This is a genomic window from Gardnerella pickettii (assembly GCF_029226345.1).
Lineage (GTDB): Bacteria > Actinomycetota > Actinomycetes > Actinomycetales > Bifidobacteriaceae > Bifidobacterium > Bifidobacterium piotii.
In genome coordinates this window covers 574,617-593,791 of the sequence record NZ_JAKNCU010000001.1, presented here as the reverse complement: position 1 = coordinate 593,791, position 19,175 = coordinate 574,617, and the positions used below count along the sequence as shown (strand labels likewise).

The window sequence follows — 19,175 nt, the reverse complement described above, 5'->3', positions numbered from 1 at the left end:
TTTATATTTGGTTATGCAATGCGCTAGTGTAGTCGAGTGCGATTTTCTTCTAGAGTTGATGTAAGTGAGCCAAATCCAATTATTCTGGCTCAACGCGTTGCTATGTCTAAAGGTATTAAACTCACAAAACTTAATGATTCAAACCCAACAGTGCATGGTCTTGCTCCAAAATGTTTAAGCGCAAAATATACAGCAGATCCTAGAGGACCAATCGAAGTTAGGCGCATTCTTGCTGATTTTATAAATGCTAGAGATAATCGCGTAGATCAAAATATTGCAAGTCAAAATATCGTAGATCAAAAAAGTAATTCTCTAAAAGCTCTTAATCCAAATAATCTATACGTATTATCGTCTACTTCTCAAGCATACGCATGGCTTATGATGCTTCTGTGCGATTGCGGCGATTCAGTTTTAGCTCCAACTCCTGGGTATCCTCTTATTGAATCTATTGCAAGACTGCAAGGCGTAAAATCTATACCATATCCGCTTGTTTACGATGGTTCTTGGACTATTGATATTCCAAGAGTTAAAGAACTTTTGCAAAACGCAAATAATCGCATTCGTGCTCTTGTTTTAATAAACCCAAATAATCCAACAGGCTCTTATGTTAAGCCAGAAGAAAGAGCGCAATTGTTGAGTTTGTGCAATAAAAATAATGTTGCGATTATTGCAGATGAAGTTTTCTACGATTACTCTTTAGAACCATTTGCCGAAAATTCAAGACTTGCAGGAGAACAATCAACACTTGTTTTTGCTTTAGATGGATTTTCAAAAATGCTTGCAGCTCCGCACGCAAAAGTTGGGTGGATTGAGGTTTCGGGACCAAGTCAAGATGTGCAAGAAGCAATGAAACGACTTGACGTTATTGCGGATGATTTTCTTCCAATTGGCGCAACTGTATCGGAAAGAATTCCAGAATTATTGCAATGCGCTAAAGAGCAGACTGCGATTGTTCAAAGTCGAGTACGCTCTAATCTTAAAACGCTTAGAAAAATGCTTGCAAACTACCCAAATTGTTGCGTTAGTGCATTGCGTGCAGAAGGCGGATGGAATATTTTGTTGCGAGTTCCTTCTTGTATAGATGATGATTTATTAGCTTTACGCTTGATTAAAGACTACAAGCTGGTTTCTCAACCTGGATATTATTTTGACATGCCAACTAATGGCTACTTAGCGCTATCTTTACTTCCTAAAGAAGATCAATTTGAAAATGGCGTTACTTTATTGCTGAATACTGTTCATAAAATACTAGAAGAGATGTAGAAAAATCTAGAATTTTGAAGACTCATGTTCTTAAACTTTAGACTAGATTAGAGTAAACCAGCATCTAACGTAATGCCAAAGCCCAGGATTGAATCGCAAAACTGAGTCTTCTCTTCCTGGAACAAACCAACCTAAGAATGCGATTGCAATAGAGAAGAATAGCATTGCTAAAACTGCAATGCGTATTGTGTAACACATAACTTTTGTGCGCAAAGTTGTACAATCTTCTACGTTTGCGTATTTTTCTAGAAAAACAGTAATTCCGATTATTGCGCTTAGTGAGAACGCCCATCCAAAGTCAGCAATATAACGCCATCCAATTCCTGCTTTTAAGCTGTTGAAAACAACAACAATCATTGCAAGAATCAAAGCACATATAGTAAGTCTTGATGCAAATTTGCTCATTTTTTTAATCATTAACAAAGAACAAATAACGCCAATAAATGCCAATGGAGCAAGAGTAAACATTCCGCCAATCATTGGCTCTGCGTATTGCCATCTATTGAAAGCAATAGGATTAATCGAAATCCAAGGGAAAACTGGCGTAAAGCGTAATGGCAAAGCTAAATAACTTAAAATTGAAGGAATGATGTTTTGCACAGGAAGCCGCATTGTAGTCATGTCTGTAATAGTAATTTGATATTCGTTACCAAAGTTAAATGGCGACCCAAATCTTAAAGCGTTATACAACCCGATTGGTATTGCAACTATTACAAACGGCACAATCACGCTTAAAACTAGCTTTATTATTTGCTTTAAGTCTTCTTTTATAATTTTCTTGCTAGAAATTAAATGCTTAAAATAGAAGTAAATATTGTTGTAAAAAAGCGGTATTGCAAGCAAAAACGCGATTATAAATGTTGGTCTGCATCCTAGATTTAGAGATATAAACAAAGATCCTAATGCAATGTGCTTAGCAGATATTTGATAAATAGAATTGTAAGATTCGTTGGATTCTTGTGCTTGATTTTCATCTTTTGCAATGCCATTTTTAGCAGCGCCAAGATAAAACCATAATCCTAAAGATGTAAAGAATAGCGAAGCTGCCATTGGAACACTATAGAATGATGTTCTAAACCACAAGTAAACCGTGTTAGATGTAATAAAGAACAATGCTAAGCAAATAGACACGCAAGCAAGAGACGCTCGTTTGTTTATTCGTTCAATAAGTCTAATCACTAGAAGAGAGCCCGAAATTAAGAATCCCACTAGGCATATAAGAGTTGCGATTGTTGTTGGAAGCATTGCTCCGCCATTAATCCACAAACTCGATATAAGTCTATAAGGCATAAAGAATAAAACAGCTGGAATTACGCCAAAATACGAGTACCAATGACCGTTGTAGTATGCGTGATCCCAATAAATATTGTGCACTAAATTAGAAAGAAGCTTGTTTCTTGCAATTGGATCGTAAGGATTTTCAAGAGTTTGCATTTGCTTAGGAACAGGCAAGTCAAGATATGTTTTGCCTTTAATAAGAGCGTCTGCTGTGTGCGCATATTGATCAAAATCGTACGTGTAGTTTCCAGCAACGTCAAAATGCATTGGAATACCGTTAAAAACATTCCAAACGATTGCAACAACAGCTATAGCTATAAATGGAGTCCAAGATAAAACGAGTAAAAGTCTTTGATTAACACTTTTTGTATTAAGTTTTATTTTCCACAATTTAGACCAAGGATTCCACAATGCAATCAAAATTGAAACGACTATAAGAAGAAGAACGCGACCCCAATTCCAGCTAAAAGGTGCTCTAACATTTGCTTTTGCGTCCTCAACGTCTACAACGTCTCCTTTAGGGTGTTGTATCCATAATCTAAGCGTGCTTTTAACTCCAACCGCTTGATCTGGAATAGGAAGCATAGCAAAATTAATAGCTCTTGGGTTTGTGCTTAAAGGATTTCCTGCGATTTTATTAACATCAATGCGTACATGCACGTCTGTTTTAACAGGACTTTTGCCAATTTTTTTCGGCGTAATTAGTGAAGGCTTAAGCTGAATGTACGGCGAAGATCCGTCGGAATTAACTTCTAAATAAGATTCCGAAGGGTCTGTAATTAAAAGTCCTCCAGAAGAAAGTCTTTTAATTCCAGGGCCAGTAAGATTGTGAGCAAACATGCTATCTGTGCTGCCAGTAACGCTATTCCAAAATGGAATATTCCCAACAGTGCATTCAAACAATGCTATTAACAGCAAGATTGCTAAAGGCGCGCGAAGAACGCGAAAAATGTTGCGTAACGCGCAATTGGCAAAATTAGCTGTTTTTTTCATAGCAACCTAAAATCCTATTCTTCCGCAACCAAATCAAGGTAGTCGTCGCTCCACAAGTCTTCGTCGCCGTCTGGCATAAGAAGAACTCTTTCTGGGTTTAGCGCAAGAACCGCTCCTTCGTCGTGAGTGACCAACACAATTGCGCCTTCGTACTTAGAAATAGCTTTAAGAATTTCTTCGCGAGAAGCTGGGTCTAAGTTATTAGTAGGCTCATCAAGCAAAAGAACGTTTGCTTTAGAAGTTACAAGAGTTGCCAATGCTAGGCGAGTTTTTTCTCCGCCAGAAAGCACTTTAGCGGGTTTCATGGCGTCGTCTCCCGAAAACAGGAAGCTTCCAAGCATTGATCTTGCTTGAGTGTCGTTTAATTCTGGCGCAACGTGTTGAAGATTTTCTAAAACAGTTGCATCTAAGTCTAAAGTATCGTGCTCTTGCGCAAAATAGCCTATTTTGCATCCGTGCCCATATTCAACAACGCCAGTGTCTGCGCTTTCTTCGCCAGCTAGAATGCGCAAAGTGGTAGTTTTTCCAGCGCCGTTGTACCCAAGAATAACAACTCTCGAGCCTTTATCTATAGCCAAATTTATTCCAGCAAATACGATGTTTGAACCATAAGCTTTTGAAATATCTTTAGCCATAATAGGAGTGCGTCCGCAAGGAGCAGGCTCTGGGAATCTAATATCTGCTACTTTTTCGCGGCTTTGAGCTTCGCTTGTTTCGTTCAATAAGCGTTCGGCTCTACGCATCATGTTTTGAGCTGCTACTGCTTTAGTCGCTTTTGCGTGAAGTCGGATTCCTTGCTTCATAAGTCGCTCCGCCTTCTTTTCTGCAACTTCGCGCTCTCTTCGTCTTCGCTCTTCGTCTACAACGCGCTGATGCAAGTATGCTTTCCAGCCCATTGAATACATGTCTATTTGAGCCAATTGTGCATCTAAATGCCAAACTTTATTAACAACTTCGTCTAGCAACTCTGTTGAGTGAGATATAACAAGGAATCCACCAGAGAATTTTTTCAGATAGTTTCGCAACCATATTATGGAATCTGCGTCTAAGTGGTTAGTAGGCTCATCTAAAATCAGCGTATCTGCATTAGAAAAAAGTATTCGCGCAAGTTCGATTCGTCTGCGTTGTCCACCAGAAAGTGTTCCAAGAGCTTGTTTCATAACTTCTTGTGGGAGTCCAAGGCTATTTGCCATTGATATTGCTTCTGATTGAACAGCGTACCCACCAGCTTTTTCAAAGTCATTAATTGCTTTATCGTAGCGATTCATGGCTTTTGTCATAATGTCTGGATCTGGATTCGTCATGTCTTTTTCTGCTTTTCGTATACGAGATACGATTGACGAAATATCGCGAGCGCTCATAATCCTATCTAGCGCGCTTTGCTCTGGATCTGCTGCATGTGTGTCTTGTGGAAGATATCCTAACGAGCCGCTTACTTTTACGCTTCCTCCAGCCGGAAGTGTTTCTCCAGTAATTACGCGCGTAAGTGTTGTTTTTCCGGCGCCATTCCTTCCGACTAAGCCTATTTTGTCGCCTTTTGTAACGTGAAAATCTGTTGGGTTTAATAGCGTGCGCGCACCAATTTGTATAGTAAGTCCTTGTGCGTCAATGGCCATTTTTTACCCACCCCTTAAGTTCTATTCTTGCAAAATCGTAATTAAGATATTAATTGAAATATGTTAACCAAACTCCCGATTATACCGTTAGGCTTGCATAGGATTAGCAACACGCAGCAAGCAACATATTTCGAACATGTGTTCTATAATGAATGATATTATAAAACAGGCACGTAATCAAGATTTAGTTTTGCAATTTTGATTCATATACGCTAAAGCATCTTAAGGAGACAGAATGCAAAAACACTTGGATTCTTTACAAAGTAAGCAGTCGCTTTCAATAAAAGATGCAAACATGAGCGCTACAAGCATGAATACTAAAGATGGAAATAATAATCAAAAAAACAATGTACTTCAATCGTTTATTGATTCGGCGCCAATTATAAAAAATAATGGTAATTTAATATACGACTTAAGTAATGTTCCTTCCGACTTAAAAATAACTGTTCAAGGTGCAAGAGAGCATAATCTAAAGAACGTTAATTTGCAATTGCCTAGAAATAGGATGATTGTTTTTACTGGATTATCTGGTTCTGGTAAATCTTCTCTTGCTTTCGACACTCTTTTTGCAGAAGGTCAAAGGCGTTATGTGGAATCCTTAAGCGCGTATGCAAGGCAATTCCTTGGAAGAATGGATAAGCCAGACGTAGACTTTATTGAAGGCTTAAGCCCAGCAGTGTCTATTGACCAAAAAACCACTAATCGCAATCCTCGTTCTACTGTTGGTACGATTACGGAGATTTATGACTATTTAAGGCTTCTTTTTGCTCGCGTAGGTGTTCCACATTGCCCTAAATGTGGCGAAATCGTTAGTGCGCAAACCCCTCAACAAATAGCTAACGTATTGCTTTCTTTGCCGCAAAAAACAAGGTTGCAATTACTGGCTCCTATTGTTAACGGCAGAAAAGGTGAGTTTAAAGATACTATTACTCTTCTTAGGTCAGACGGCTATTCTAGAGCGCTTATAGATGGGCAAATGCGAGAGCTTTCCGAAGATATTATTTTAGAAAAGCAAAAGAAACACACAATCGAAGTTATTGTAGATAGATTAGTTATAAAAGATGGTATACGTACACGTCTTACAGATTCTATAGAAACAGCGCTAAAGCTTTCTAAAGGTATTGTTGTTGCGGATTTTGTAGACGAAGATGCTTCTTCTAAAAACAGGCGTCAAAGTTTTTCCGAGAATATGGCGTGCCCTAATAGTCATCAATTTAATCTATTAGAGATAGAGCCAAGAACGTTCTCATTCAATGCTCCGTATGGAGCATGCCATGATTGCTCTGGAATTGGTTACAATCTAGAGATTGACCCTGCTCTTGTTGTTCCAAATACAGAAAAATCACTTAACGAAGGCGCTATAGAACCTTGGGCTTTGAATAAAGCAGCTGGAGAATACTACAGGCACGTGTTAAAAGGCTTAAGTGTAGAGCTTGGCTTTAGTATGGATACGCCGTGGGAAAATCTTCCAAAAGATGTGCAAGATTCAATACTTTATGGCCATGATTTTGAAGTAAAAGTATCGTATAAAAATCGATGGGGTAGGCAGAGAGAGTATTCAACAGGATTTGAGGGCGTAGTGCGTACTCTTATGCGCAAGCATGACGAAACAGACTCAGATCAAATGCGTCAATACTACGAGTCATACATGCGAGAAGTGCCATGTTTAACATGCAAAGGAAAAAGACTTAATCCAGAAGTCTTGTCTATTAAAGTTGGCTCGTGCTCAATCGCAGATGTATGCGATATGCCTATTGAAAAAAGTCTTGAGTGGATTAATTCGTTAAATCTAGAAGGCGCAAAAAAGATAATTGCTAAAGAGATTGTAAAAGAAATCAAAGCAAGATTAGGATTCTTAAATGACGTTGGCTTAAACTACTTAACTCTTTCTAGAGCAGCAAAAACTCTTTCTGGCGGAGAAGCTCAAAGAATAAGGCTTGCAACGCAAATAGGGTCTGGACTAGTTGGAGTTATGTACGTTCTTGACGAACCGTCTATTGGTCTTCATCAAAGAGACAACGAAAAGCTTATATCTACGTTGCACAATCTTAGAGATCTTGGAAATACGCTTATAGTTGTAGAACACGACGAAGATACAATACGAAAGTCAGACTGGCTTGTAGACATTGGTCCAGAAGCTGGAGAAAACGGCGGAGAAGTTGTATATTGCGGCCCTGCAAAACACATAACAGAGGCAAAGCGATCAATCACAGGAGACTATATTGCAAAAAGACGCACAATAGATGTTCCTAAAAAGCGCCGTAAAATCAACAAAAGTCGTATGTTAACTATTGTTGGTGCAAAAGAGCACAATCTTAAAAACATAGATGTAGAAATACCTTTAGGCGTATTTACTTGCATAACAGGAGTTTCTGGATCTGGAAAGTCAAGCTTAATAAACTCAATACTTTACCCAGTTTTGGCAGATAAGCTAAACGGCGCTCGCATTGTTCCAGGATTGCATAAGCGCGTTGATGGAGTAGACAATTGCGATAAGGTTGTTCACGTAGATCAAAATCCTATTGGTAGAACACCAAGATCAAATCCTGCTACATATACTGGAGTTTGGGATAAGATCCGTTCGCTTTTTGCTCAAACTCCAGAAGCAAAAGTTAGAGGGTACGGCCCTGGAAGATTCTCGTTTAACGTAAAAGGCGGAAGGTGCGAGGCTTGTAGCGGAGACGGAACGCTTAAAATCGAGATGAATTTTTTGCCAGACGTATACGTGCAATGCGAAGAATGCCACGGAAAAAGGTATAATCGAGACACTCTAGAAGTAAAGTACAATGGTAAAACTATTTCAGACGTGCTAGATATGCCAATATCGCAAGCTGCTGTGTTCTTTAAAGCATATCCGTCTATTTCTAGATACTTAGAGACTTTAGTTAAAGTTGGCTTAGGCTATATTCGGCTTGGTCAAAGTGCGCCAACTCTTTCTGGCGGAGAGTCGCAAAGAGTAAAGCTTGCTACGGAACTACAAAAGCGTTCTACTGGAAAAACCGTTTATATTCTAGATGAACCTACTACGGGCTTGCATTTTGAAGATGTTCGTAAGCTTTTAAGTGTTCTTCAATCTTTAGTAGATAAAGGCAATAGTGTAATAGTTATTGAGCACAATCTTGATGTTGTAAAATGCGCAGATTGGATTATAGATTTAGGCCCAGAAGGAGGAGATAAAGGCGGCGAAATCGTAGCAACTGGAACTCCAGAAGATGTTGCAAAAGTGCAATACAGCTGGACGGGTAAATTCTTAAAGTCAATGCTCAAAGAGTAACAAAATCAGAAGTTATAAGTAAAAATTTATGAATAATTTTATGAAAGGAGGTGAGATAATGAATATTCTAAATTCTAAAGAATCAAATATTAGAGAAGATAGAGAAACTAGAGAAAATATAGAAGATAGAGAAACTAGCAGGGGAGAATGGAAGAAAACTCACCTATCTAAATATGATGAAAATAATGCTAACTACTTTGAAAATTCATCTAAAAATGACTTTGGTGCTCCTCTTTTAGGAGATAGTCGTGATTTATTTAGGCCAAAAACTTCCGATATTCCAAATCAGCCTGGAGTATACAAGTGGAGAGATGAGCGTGGAAAAGTAATATACGTTGGAAAAGCAAAAAGTTTAAGAAACAGGCTATCGAATTATTTTCAGCCATTAAATCAGCTTCATCCTAGAACGCAATCAATGGTATTAACAGCTAGAAGTTTAGAATGGACTGTTGTAAACACAGAGCTTGAGGCTTTAACTCTTGAATATACTTGGATTAAAGAGTTTAATCCAAAATTCAACATTGTTTTTAAAGATGATAAAACATACCCATATATTGCTGTATCGGTAAACGATGATTTTCCAAGAGTTTGGATTACTAGAAATCGAAACTCAAAGTCAACGCAATATTTTGGACCGTATGCAAAAGTTTGGCAATTAAAACACAGTTTGGATTCTTTGCTAAAAACTTTTCCTGTAAGAACATGCAGACAATCTGTTTTTAATAAAGCACAAAAAACAGGAAGACCTTGTCTTCTTGCGTCTATTGGAAAATGCTCTGCACCTTGCGTTCAAAAAGTAGACAAAAAAACGCATAGAAACAATGTTGAACAATTAGTTGGCATTTTAACTGGCGCTATTGGAGATTCCTACATTAACGATTTAACTAGAAAAATGAAGGAGTTAAGCGATAATTTAGATTTTGAAAATGCTGCAAAAATAAGAGACAAAATCAATATTTTTAGAACTGTTATTCAACAAAATTCTGTTGTTTTTAACGATCAAGTAGAAGCTGATGTTTTTGGATTTAGTGCAGATTCGATTGATGCATGCGTTCACGCGTTTTTTGTTAGAGAAGGACTGATTCGCGGAGAAAAAAATTGGCAAGTCGAAAGAAGCGAAGACATTAGTGATGCAGATATAATCGCAAATTTGCTTATACGAGTTTATTGTGAATATGAATCAAATAATGATTTGCAATATGAAAACTCTTTAAAAATAGAGCAATCCAGGAATGCGTTACAAATCGACTATTCTAGTGGCCAAAATATAAATTCGTCGTATAGAGCTAAAGAAACAAAAGAACGCAAAAAGCGCCAAGAAACAACTGGAAGAGGGGATTTGCTTGACCCAATTTGCCCTATTCCTAGAGAGATTATTGTTCCTATTGAATTAGAAAAATCTCATAAAGAAAATCTTGAAAGCTGGCTTAGTGGTTTAAGAGGCGCGAAAGTAACTATTAAAGTTGCAGAACGTGGAGATAAGCGCTCGCTTATGGATAAAGCAAACTTGAATGCTGAGCAGTCTCTTAAACAGATGAAAACAAGTAGGATTTCTACTTTAGAATCTAGAACTAATGCTATGAATCAAGTTGCTGCAGCTCTTTCAATGAGTGAAGCTCCATTGCGAATTGAATGCTACGATATTTCAAACTCGGCTGATGGAAGATATCAAGTTGCATCAATGGTTGTTTTTGAAGATGGAATTGCTAAGCCTAGTGAATATAGAAGATTTTCTATAAAAGGCCCTAATGGCATTGGCCAACTAGACGATTTAAGCGCATTATATGAAACTATTTCTAGACGTTTTAAGCATAAAGATGAAAGTAATAGCGATGTGGATGATGATAGCGTAGAAAATCCTCCACAATCGTACTCTAAAAAATTTGCGTACAAGCCTAATCTTGTAATCGTCGATGGCGGTATTGAGCAAGCAAAAGCAGCTCAAAAAGCAATGATTGATTGCAATGTTAAAGACATAACAGTATGTGGATTGTCTAAAAAATTAGAAGAAGTTTGGTTACCTAATAGTCAATACCCAATTATTCTAAAAAGAAGCTCCGAAGGATTGTATTTGCTTCAAAGAGCTAGAGATGAATCTCATCGCTTTGCGATTGCTTATCATAGGAAAAAACGTGCAAAGGCAATGTTGTATTCATCTATTGACTCAATTCCTGGAATTGGCGAATCTTATAAAAAACGTTTGCTTTGCGCATTTGGTAGTGTTAAAAATCTAAAAGAAGCAAGCATAGAAGAGTTGCAAAAAGTTCCTGGAATAGGTTTGTTAAAAGCTAAAACTATTTATGAGTTTTTGCACTCTCAATAAATCTAAACAATTCTATGGCATGTTGATTAGTCATGATAAGCAACTAGCCTTATAAGTATGTCTCAAGAAATCGAAATAGGTTTGGGCAAAAAAGCCCGAGTTGCTTACTCACTAGACGATATTGCTATACTTCCTTCTCGTCGTTCTCGCGACCCAAAGGCTGTATCTACATCATGGCAAGTCGACGCTTATAGTTTTGACGTACCAGTGATTGCTGCGCCAATGGATTCTGTTACAAGCCCAGATACGGCTATTGCAATGGGCCAAATGGGAGCGTTGGGCGTGCTAGATTTGGAAGGATTGTGGACTCGTTACGAGAATCCAGAACCACTTCTTAAAGAAATCTCAGAGCTTAAAGACGAAGTTGCAACTAAGCGCATACAGGAGATTTATTCGGAGCCAATCAAGCCAGAACTTATTGTTAAGCGCTTGCACACAATTCGCGATGCAGGTGTTACGGTTGCAGGTGCTCTTTCTCCGCAACGCACTCAAGAATTTTATTCTACTGTTCTAGAAGCAGGCGTTGATTTATTTGTTATTCGCGGAACTGCTGTTAGTGCAGAACACGTTTCTAAAGACCATGAGCCTCTTGACTTAAAGAAGTTTATTTACGATTTAGACGTTCCAGTTATTGTTGGAGGTTGTGCAGACTACACTTCCGCATTGCATCTTATGCGAACTGGTGCTGCTGGAATCCTTGTTGGTTTTGGCGGTGGAGCAGTTTCTGCAACAATGAATACGCTCGGAGTTCAAGCGCCTATGGCAACTGCTATTGCAGACGTTGCAGAAGCTCGCAGAGATTATATGGACGAGTCTGGCGGACGATACGTTCAAATTATTGCAGATGGCGGAATGGGGACGTCTGGAAACTTTATTAAGGCGCTTGCTATGGGAGCAGATGCAGTAATGCTTGGAACTCCTTTAGCGCGTGCAACTGAGGCTCCAGGACGCGGAATGCATTGGGGAGCAGAAGCTCGTCATCCTTCTTTGCCGCGCGGTATGCGCACGAATGTTGGAACTGTTGCTCCTCTTGAGAATATCTTGTTTGGACCAAGTCATATGGCAGATGGAAAGACTAACCTTATTGGTGCTTTAAGACGCACTATGGCATCTACTGGATATGTTGATGTTAAGAGTTTCCAGCGTTGTAGTGTTGTTTTTAACCCATTCCATCAAGATATAAGGTAAATCATTAAAATCCTATTATTATCTTATTAATGATTAATAGAATTGCGCGCTTGATTCAATTTTGAGTGCGCAATTCTTGTTTATAGGCTAAAAGTGCGTAAAGCTAAGATGATGAATGTTCTTAAAATAGAATTAGTAAGTTAGCTTTTGGCTCATAATCCCATTTTTGATAGTTTTGTTTTGTTTTTGCTAACAAACTTAATATTCCAGAATTTTGTAAAGTCAAGTTAGTTTTCAACGCCATTATTGATATAACATGTGTAAGTCTATAGAGATTATCTATATATATAGGATTATTAATATAAATAATCTATTATAAAAATACGGTTAAATCTAGATTCCTAAGCAAACTATTTAACACGTTTAACTAAAAATATTGCAAAAGCAATAAAAGATTTTAGCAAACAAGTAAAGATTGGAGTTATTATGAGCCTTATTGGTACGCATATTCTTCCATTTAAGGTAAATGGATACAAGAATGGCAATTTTGTAGAAGTAAGCGACAATGACGTTCTTGGAAAATGGGCTATTTTCTTCTTCTATCCAGCAGACTTTTCATTCGTGTGCCCAACAGAGCTTGAAGATCTTGCAAACCACTATGAAGAGCTTCAAAAGTTAGGTGTAGAAGTTTATTCTGTTTCAACAGACACACACTTTGTTCACAAAGCTTGGCACGATGATTCTAAAGCTATTGCAAAAGTTCAATACACAATGCTTGGAGACCCAAATGGCGCGCTTTCTAGAAACTTTAATGCGCTAAATGAGGAATCTGGTTTAGCTCATCGCGCAACTTTTTTGGTGGATCCTCAAGGCAATATTCAATTCTATGAGATGACAGCAGATGGAATCGGCAGAAACGCCGACGAGATGCTTCGCAAAGTTAAAGCTGCTCAATTTATTGCAGCCCATCCAGGAGAAGTATGCCCAGCAAAGTGGGAGCAGGGAGAAGAAACACTTGCTCCATCTATTGACTTAGTTGGGAAAATCTGATTTTAACAGTTGATTTTATTTGCTTATTTTAACTGCTGATTTTATCGACTGATTTTAACACAATTTACACGTTGCTTTGATTGCTACAGAAAGTGAAAATAATGACTTTATTAGATTCAAATTTAACTACTCAACTTGCTGGATTGTTAGAAAAAATGGTTAATCCGATTAATCTTGTTGCGTACGTTGATAGCAGTGAAAATTCTCAAAAAGTTATTGAGCTTTTGCAAGAAGTAGCAAATCAAAGCAACAAAATCACTGTTATAAAAGATGATAAAAGTAGCACGAAGCGAATCCCAAGTTTTTCAATTACTAATCCGCAAAATAACGTTTCTGTAAGTTTTGCAGGTTTGCCACTTGGTCACGAGTTTAGCTCTTTAGTTTTGGCTATTTTACAAGTAAGTGGTTATGCTCCCAAAATAAGCGAAGACCAGCGCAAAGCAATTTTGCAACTTGGAAGTCATGATATTACTACATACATGTCTGTTACTTGCATTAATTGCCCAGAGGTTGTTCAGTCACTTAATACAATTTCGATTATCAATCCAAAAGTAAAGCATATTGCTGTAGAAGGAAGCGCTTTCAAAGACGAGGTAGATGCTCTTGGCGTAATGAGTGTTCCTGCTGTTTTTGAAAACGGAAAGATGATTTCTTCTGGAAGGTCATCTATAGACGAATTAGTTGCGATGCTTTTAAGACAAGAAGAAAATGGGGATTCTAGCGATTCGAGCGATTCTAGCGATTCTACGGAGGCTAGCGATTCTTCACTAGCGCAAAAAATGAACGCTAAAAACCCATACGACGTTCTTATTGTAGGCGGAGGTCCTGCTGCGAGCGCTGCTGCGATTTACACAGCTAGAAAAGGTCTTAAAACAGCAATGATTATGGACCACAGAGGCGGTCAGGTTGTTGAAACAGAAAGCATTGAAAACCACATTTCTCAAACGCACACAACAGGCGCAAAACTTGCTAACGATTTAACAAACCACATTGCTCAATACAATATTGACGTATTTACTCCCGATTGGGCTACGTCTTTAGACGTTGCAGAAGAACCTTACGGATTACACACGATTAACACTAAATCTGGCGGAAGTCTAAAAGCTAAAGCGGTGATTATTGCAACAGGCGCTACGTGGAGAACACTTGGCGTTCCTGGAGAAGATGAATACAGAAACAGGGGAGTGTCGTTCTGCCCGCATTGCGATGGCCCTTTGTTTAAGAACAAGAATGTTGTAGTTGTTGGTGGAGGAAATTCTGGAGTCGAAGCTGCAATAGACTTAGCAGGAATTGCAAATCACGTTACTGTTATAGAGTTTATGGATTCTCTTAAAGCGGATCAAATATTGCTAAACACTTTGCATTCTCTTTCTAATACGAATGTAATAACAAGTGCATCTCTTAGCAAAATAGAAGGAGATAACAAAAAAGTTAGCGCAGTGCATTATATGGATCGCAATGAGAATAATGCGGAAAATCGTGAGAAAATTTTGCACACAGACGGAGTGTTTGTTCAAATTGGTTTAATGCCAAATACAAAGTGGGTGGCAAATAAACTAAGCTTAAACAATCGGGCAGAAATAGTAACAGATAGAAAAGGATGCACGAGTATTCCTGGCATTTTTGCTGCTGGCGATTGCTCGGATGAGCCTTATAAGCAGATTGTTACAGCATACGGGTCTGGCGCAAATGCAGCTCTTAGCGCTTTCGACTATTTAATTAGAGACCCACATAATTAAAATCATGCCTGGAACATTCATAGAACGCGCGTAGAATACGCATATAGCACGCCTATAAACGCATAGAAAGATAAATACTTGAACATTAAATCGCTTGAATACTTAATTGCTTTTGCAAAAGAAGAAAGCTTTACAAAAGCTGCCGAGCGCATGCACGTTTCTCAGCCAACTTTATCTACGCAGATTAAAAAGCTAGAAGACACGCTTGGAGTTTGTCTTATTGAGCGAACTCCTGGAAAGCAGATTCTAACTCCTGCAGGAAGAGAAGTAGTGTATTATGCAAAGCGTATTCATTCGGATGTTTCTAACATTTATCAAGCAGCAAGGCGCCTAGAAGATCCTTGGTCTTCTACAATAGTTTTGGGCATTTTCCCAACATTATGCCCATATCTTTTGCCTAGAATAATACCTGTTTTGCGTAAGATTAAGCCGAATTTTACTATTCGTTTTGTTGAAGAAAAGTCTGCAACTTTAATCGAATTGCTAAATAATGGTCAAATCGATGCAGCAATATTGAGCGAAAAGTTAGACGAATCGTCAATAAAGGTTAATCACATTTTTGATGAAGATTTTGTTTTAGCAGCGTCAACAAATTCGCAATTGGGAAACCAAAAATCTCCAATCGACTTGTCTCAATTATCTAGTCAAAAAATACTTCTTTTGGAAGATGGACATTGTATGAGACGAAGTATGATTGATGTTTGTCAAAAGGTTGGAGCAAAACAGTCCGAATTTTGTGCAACATCTTTGGAAACCTTACGATACATGGTTGTTGGAAGCAAAGATGTAACATTGCTGCCACGTCTTGCAACTCTCCCTCCTATTGTTCAGCCAGCTGGTTTAACAATTCGCGAGTTTAATAGTCCAAAGCCCTACCGCTCACTGTACTTAAATTGGCGAGCTGCTTCTCCAGTAGACAAGATTATGGAAGGATTATGCACGATTATTTATGGAACTTGCGCGAATTTGCATAAAAAATAGTTGCGATTATATTATTTGCATATTTAACATGATTTAGCAGAATCTTAGTAAGATTTTCGATAAAATTTGATTGCATGCTTGCGATTCAACAATCATTTATATTTAGAATATTCGCTATACTTAGAATGTTTAGTAAGAATCAATAAGATACGTATAAATCAATTGTGTAGAATTTTATTGTCTTACGTTAAAGTTGTGCAATAAGAAAGAATGGGGATTATGCAAAACCAAGTGCAATCTAGCAATAACGCTGATTCAATCTGCCATGATGCAAAAAATTGCAATTATGACGCAGATAGAAGCATGCAGATTGCGCTACGTACAATCGATACGCTTTGGGAAAGCAAAAACTCAATTCCTGTTAAGCTATTTTCAAAAAAACATATTTTTAACGATTTTCCTTTTATGCCTAGCTCAACAAAACTTGGTTGGATTAAGATTTATGGCAAAAAACAAGGTATTTCAATTGGATTGTTTAGCAAAGATTGCAAACGTTTTTACCAAGTTGCTGTTGCTGATTTAGAAGGCAGAGTTTACGAAGGGCACACTGTAACAATTGAAGATACAACGGAAAATATACCCGAATTGTCTTTTGTTGAGCAAAACTCTATGACTCTTTCTAACTCACATAGATTCTACGGTTGCATTGATAAAAAAACTACTCGAGAAAGCCATAAAGCGAGCCATAGCGCAAGCCATATCAAAAAAAGTTGTTTTAAGAATAAGTCAAATAATGATTTAGTTGTTATTAAGGGAGATGTTGTTGTTCAGACTTCTAAAGATGACGGAATTCAATGGGTGTCGTCTTGGATTCGCAAAGCAAATACTAAAAAAGAAACTTATACGCTAGAAGAAACGCGTGTAGATTTGCCTAATAATTTGCGTTGCAATCTTAGTTATTTTGACGCAATCGCTATATCCTATTTTGCATCATTCTTTGTGCCAGATATGTTGTTAGCTTTTAGTGGATTTGGGTCTGGAAACATATTTAGGCATCTTACAAAAGAAGCACCTTTGAGCGCTATTAGGAGAAGCGTTTGCGATGCAAACACAGCAGAAAGAGCTGGTTTACGCGTTTCTGCAATGGAGAAATATTTTACGTACTTAATGGCAGACGCTGGAGCATTAGAGGATGCTGGGGCATTAGAGGCTGAACACGCCGCTGAAAGATTGCACTTGCAAAAATCTAAATGTTCAGACGCAAACTTTTTAGTTTGGGATGATTCTTTGGAAGCAAAATCCGCGTTAAAAGCTTTGCGTATAGAAGGAGCAATAAATAGATTCCAGTCTATTAGCAATTGCTTAGAAGAAAACTGCTCTAATGGCGGTGATTTAACAGAAAATAACGCAACTTATAATCAAGTTTGCGCAATGGATATGGCTTTTATAAACGATCCAGCTTTTTGCGCAAGTGGCGAAATTGACATGAATTCTTTTGGCAATCCGTTGCAAGACAACAATATTAGGCCATTATTGCATTTGCTTAATCGTGCAAGAAAATCTAATGATTTGTATATTTATAAAGCTAACGGATCTTCTAATTGTGAATGGTCGTACAGGCAAAGACTTTCTGAACTAATCAGAAGTCTTTATTTGCCTTTTAGGTTCGATGCTGATTTTAGATCTAATTTAGATAGTGGAAATGTTGCATTAGCATTTATGGCAACAGGCAATTCAATGATGCCTACTTTAACATACGATTCTGCTAAAAAAGATTTTGTTCCAATAAGCGAACAAAATAGATCCAAAATGACAACTAACTACAATCTTCGTATTGGATTAATATTGGCTACTATTGCTTTTGGAGCTAGCGAAGAAGTGCAAAACGTTTCAATACGATTGGATTCAATCGGCTTAGAGGAAATGGTTGCAGCACAAGACGTTGCAATGAATAAAATTTTAAGCCAAACGATTAATGCGATTAATCACATGAATAAAAATGCTTCAAGAGCAAAAGGCGATCCAAAAGATGGAGATATTCATGGAGACGTTAGCAATGGATTTGCTAATTTAGGATCGAACGCAGATAGTAGCTCGGATAGTGCTTCAGATAATTTTGTTGAAAGCGTTGTAGAAAACCTTGAAGATGCAAGCGCAAACAACAGTGATAACAGTAGTAACACTAATCGTAGTGATAATAGCGATAGCAATAATAGCGCAAAAAACGAAGACCCAATAGCAGCTTTTAGCAAATCGCCTTCGATTATACCTTTGCTAACTGTTACTTTTACTAGAAAGTCGTTCTTAAAACACATACGCGCATACGGATTAAATAATCCTCTTGAAACCTATAAAAAGTTTAATGCAACTTTGCAAGTCGACGAAAACGGCGCATTAAGCCAAATTGAGCCAACGTTTGACTTAAGAGACAGCTGCTTTGCGCCGCATGGTGCTCAAGAAGAACCAGAGTTTTCCGACATAATTTTTGACGCAAAGTCGCAAGAATTGTTAGCGACTCAAGATGCAAAAGGCCTTTCAATCCAGCGCGAAGACGTTTTACAACAAGCGGTTGCTGATTTTAATCACATAGCGTCTAAAGCAATTATGACGAATGCAGAAAAAGCTCGTATGGCAATGGGTATTGTTGAAAGCATTAACGATCCAGAGCTAAATAATCAAGCAAACCATGTAATAAGCGCGTTAATAGACGAAAAAGAAATACCAGAAATATCGTTTAGCGCTTCAAAAGATATTTACAATATGCGAGTGCGTGCTCACGAACAATTTATGAGTGGAGACTTAGACAGTGCAATCGAAGAGTATGAAAACAATATAAAGCATTTTGACGATATGTTTGCTTCTGGAGACGTTGTTCCAAGATACTTTAACTCGTATGCTGAGCGCGTTGTTTATAATCGCATGTTTGCAACGCAAAACGAGCAAATGAGGCTTATACCAGACGGACTTTTCTACGCGCATATGGAGATTGCGGATTTACTCGGCCAGCTTGGAAGAAGTAAAGAGGCGCTAAAACATCTAAATACAATGGTTTCTTACGCTCCAACATATGTTATATCTCACTTAAAGCTAGCTTCGCAATTATCTCGTCAAGAAGATTGGCCTTCTGTAGAAGCAGTATGCTTAAACGCTTTACAAGTCTGTTTTGATAGAGAAGACGCTGCGTTTATTTACTACAGGCTAGCATATGCAGAGTGGATGCAAGATAACTTCCCTCTAGCTGTTGCTGCATATATGGTTGCAGATGACTTGTTTAGCGAAAAAAATGAATCTCTAGAAGTAGAGCTTGCAGAACTCTTAAGTAGAGTTGAATCTCAATGCATTTCTGTTCCTAAAAGCTTGCATCAAGCAAAAGAAATGCTAGAAATAAATAATGTTGTGAATTGGCCAGATGTTAATGCGTATGAGATTATTGACGAAGCTGCAAAAGTCACTGTTAATGAGGGTATGTTTGTTATTGCGCGAACTCTTTCTGTTGCTAGATCTAGAATGCTTTTTAGAAACGATTCTTCTGAAAGTATTGTTCAAATGCAATTTTTGCGATCTCTTAACGCTTAATAAATTCTTGTTAA

The 19,175-nt window shown here is 37.9% G+C and carries 10 protein-coding genes; 8 read left to right on the top strand and 2 right to left on the bottom strand.

The genetic code is table 11. The features are described from left to right. Positions 1-36: 36 nt before the first annotated feature. Positions 37-1,263, top strand: a complete 1,227-nt coding sequence (locus MAF46_RS02275) for a pyridoxal phosphate-dependent aminotransferase (RefSeq protein ID WP_060785965.1) — start codon at positions 37-39, stop codon at positions 1,261-1,263. Between the two features lie 42 nt (positions 1,264-1,305). On the opposite strand, the gene MAF46_RS02270 is transcribed toward MAF46_RS02275, so the two are convergent. Both MAF46_RS02270 and MAF46_RS02265 read right to left on the bottom strand, forming a co-directional pair. Next, on the bottom strand, positions 1,306-3,534 hold the full coding sequence (locus MAF46_RS02270; protein ID WP_060785966.1) for a hypothetical protein: 2,229 nt from the start codon (positions 3,532-3,534) through the stop codon (positions 1,306-1,308). A 14-nt stretch (positions 3,535-3,548) separates the two neighbouring features. Further along, positions 3,549-5,150 (bottom strand): ABC-F family ATP-binding cassette domain-containing protein, encoded by a 1,602-nt coding sequence (locus MAF46_RS02265; RefSeq protein WP_060785967.1) that lies wholly within the window; start codon positions 5,148-5,150, stop codon positions 3,549-3,551. Between the two features lie 295 nt (positions 5,151-5,445). On the opposite strand from MAF46_RS02265, the gene uvrA reads away from it, so the two are divergent. The 7 genes from uvrA to MAF46_RS02230 all read left to right on the top strand — a co-directional run bounded on the left by uvrA (position 5,446) and on the right by MAF46_RS02230 (position 19,161). Continuing rightward, a complete protein-coding gene (gene uvrA / locus MAF46_RS02260) occupies positions 5,446-8,424 on the top strand; it encodes an excinuclease ABC subunit UvrA (RefSeq protein ID WP_414101733.1) in 2,979 nt (992 codons plus the stop codon). Between the two features lie 28 nt (positions 8,425-8,452). Next, a complete protein-coding gene (gene uvrC, locus MAF46_RS02255) occupies positions 8,453-10,747 on the top strand; it encodes an excinuclease ABC subunit UvrC (RefSeq protein ID WP_414101687.1) in 2,295 nt (764 codons plus the stop codon). 57 nt (positions 10,748-10,804) lie between these two features. Beyond that, the gene (locus tag MAF46_RS02250) at positions 10,805-11,935 is read left to right on the top strand and encodes a GuaB3 family IMP dehydrogenase-related protein (protein ID WP_004130903.1); all 1,131 of its coding nucleotides are present in this window, start codon (positions 10,805-10,807) and stop codon (positions 11,933-11,935) included. Positions 11,936-12,361: 426 nt separating this feature from the next. Beyond that, positions 12,362-12,925 carry an alkyl hydroperoxide reductase subunit C gene (gene ahpC / locus MAF46_RS02245; protein ID WP_004130901.1) on the top strand — a complete coding sequence of 188 codons (564 nt, stop codon included), beginning with the start codon at positions 12,362-12,364 and terminating at the stop codon, positions 12,923-12,925. Between the two features lie 101 nt (positions 12,926-13,026). Beyond that, complete coding sequence (gene ahpF, locus MAF46_RS02240; RefSeq protein WP_004130899.1) at positions 13,027-14,664, top strand: alkyl hydroperoxide reductase subunit F; 1,638 nt, start codon at positions 13,027-13,029, stop codon at positions 14,662-14,664. Positions 14,665-14,742: 78 nt separating this feature from the next. Next, the gene (locus MAF46_RS02235; protein ID WP_004130897.1) at positions 14,743-15,645 is read left to right on the top strand and encodes a LysR substrate-binding domain-containing protein; all 903 of its coding nucleotides are present in this window, start codon (positions 14,743-14,745) and stop codon (positions 15,643-15,645) included. Between the two features lie 219 nt (positions 15,646-15,864). Beyond that, positions 15,865-19,161 carry a tetratricopeptide repeat protein gene (locus MAF46_RS02230; protein ID WP_060785970.1) on the top strand — a complete coding sequence of 1,099 codons (3,297 nt, stop codon included), beginning with the start codon at positions 15,865-15,867 and terminating at the stop codon, positions 19,159-19,161. The last annotated feature ends 14 nt before the right edge of the window (positions 19,162-19,175 follow it).

Excerpts from the sequence above, each read along its gene's own strand:
- MAF46_RS02270 (WP_060785966.1), bottom strand. The coding sequence starts at position 3,534 with ATGAAAAAAACAGCTAATTTTGCCAATTGCGCGTTACGCAACATTTTT.
- MAF46_RS02265 (WP_060785967.1), bottom strand. The coding sequence starts at position 5,150 with ATGGCCATTGACGCACAAGGACTTACTATACAAATTGGTGCGCGCACG.
- uvrA (WP_414101733.1), top strand. The coding sequence starts at position 5,446 with ATGAGCGCTACAAGCATGAATACTAAAGATGGAAATAATAATCAAAAA.
- uvrC (WP_414101687.1), top strand. The coding sequence starts at position 8,453 with ATGAATAATTTTATGAAAGGAGGTGAGATAATGAATATTCTAAATTCT.
- MAF46_RS02250 (WP_004130903.1), top strand. The coding sequence starts at position 10,805 with ATGTCTCAAGAAATCGAAATAGGTTTGGGCAAAAAAGCCCGAGTTGCT.
- ahpC (WP_004130901.1), top strand. The coding sequence starts at position 12,362 with ATGAGCCTTATTGGTACGCATATTCTTCCATTTAAGGTAAATGGATAC.
- ahpF (WP_004130899.1), top strand. The coding sequence starts at position 13,027 with ATGACTTTATTAGATTCAAATTTAACTACTCAACTTGCTGGATTGTTA.
- MAF46_RS02230 (WP_060785970.1), top strand. The coding sequence starts at position 15,865 with ATGCAAAACCAAGTGCAATCTAGCAATAACGCTGATTCAATCTGCCAT.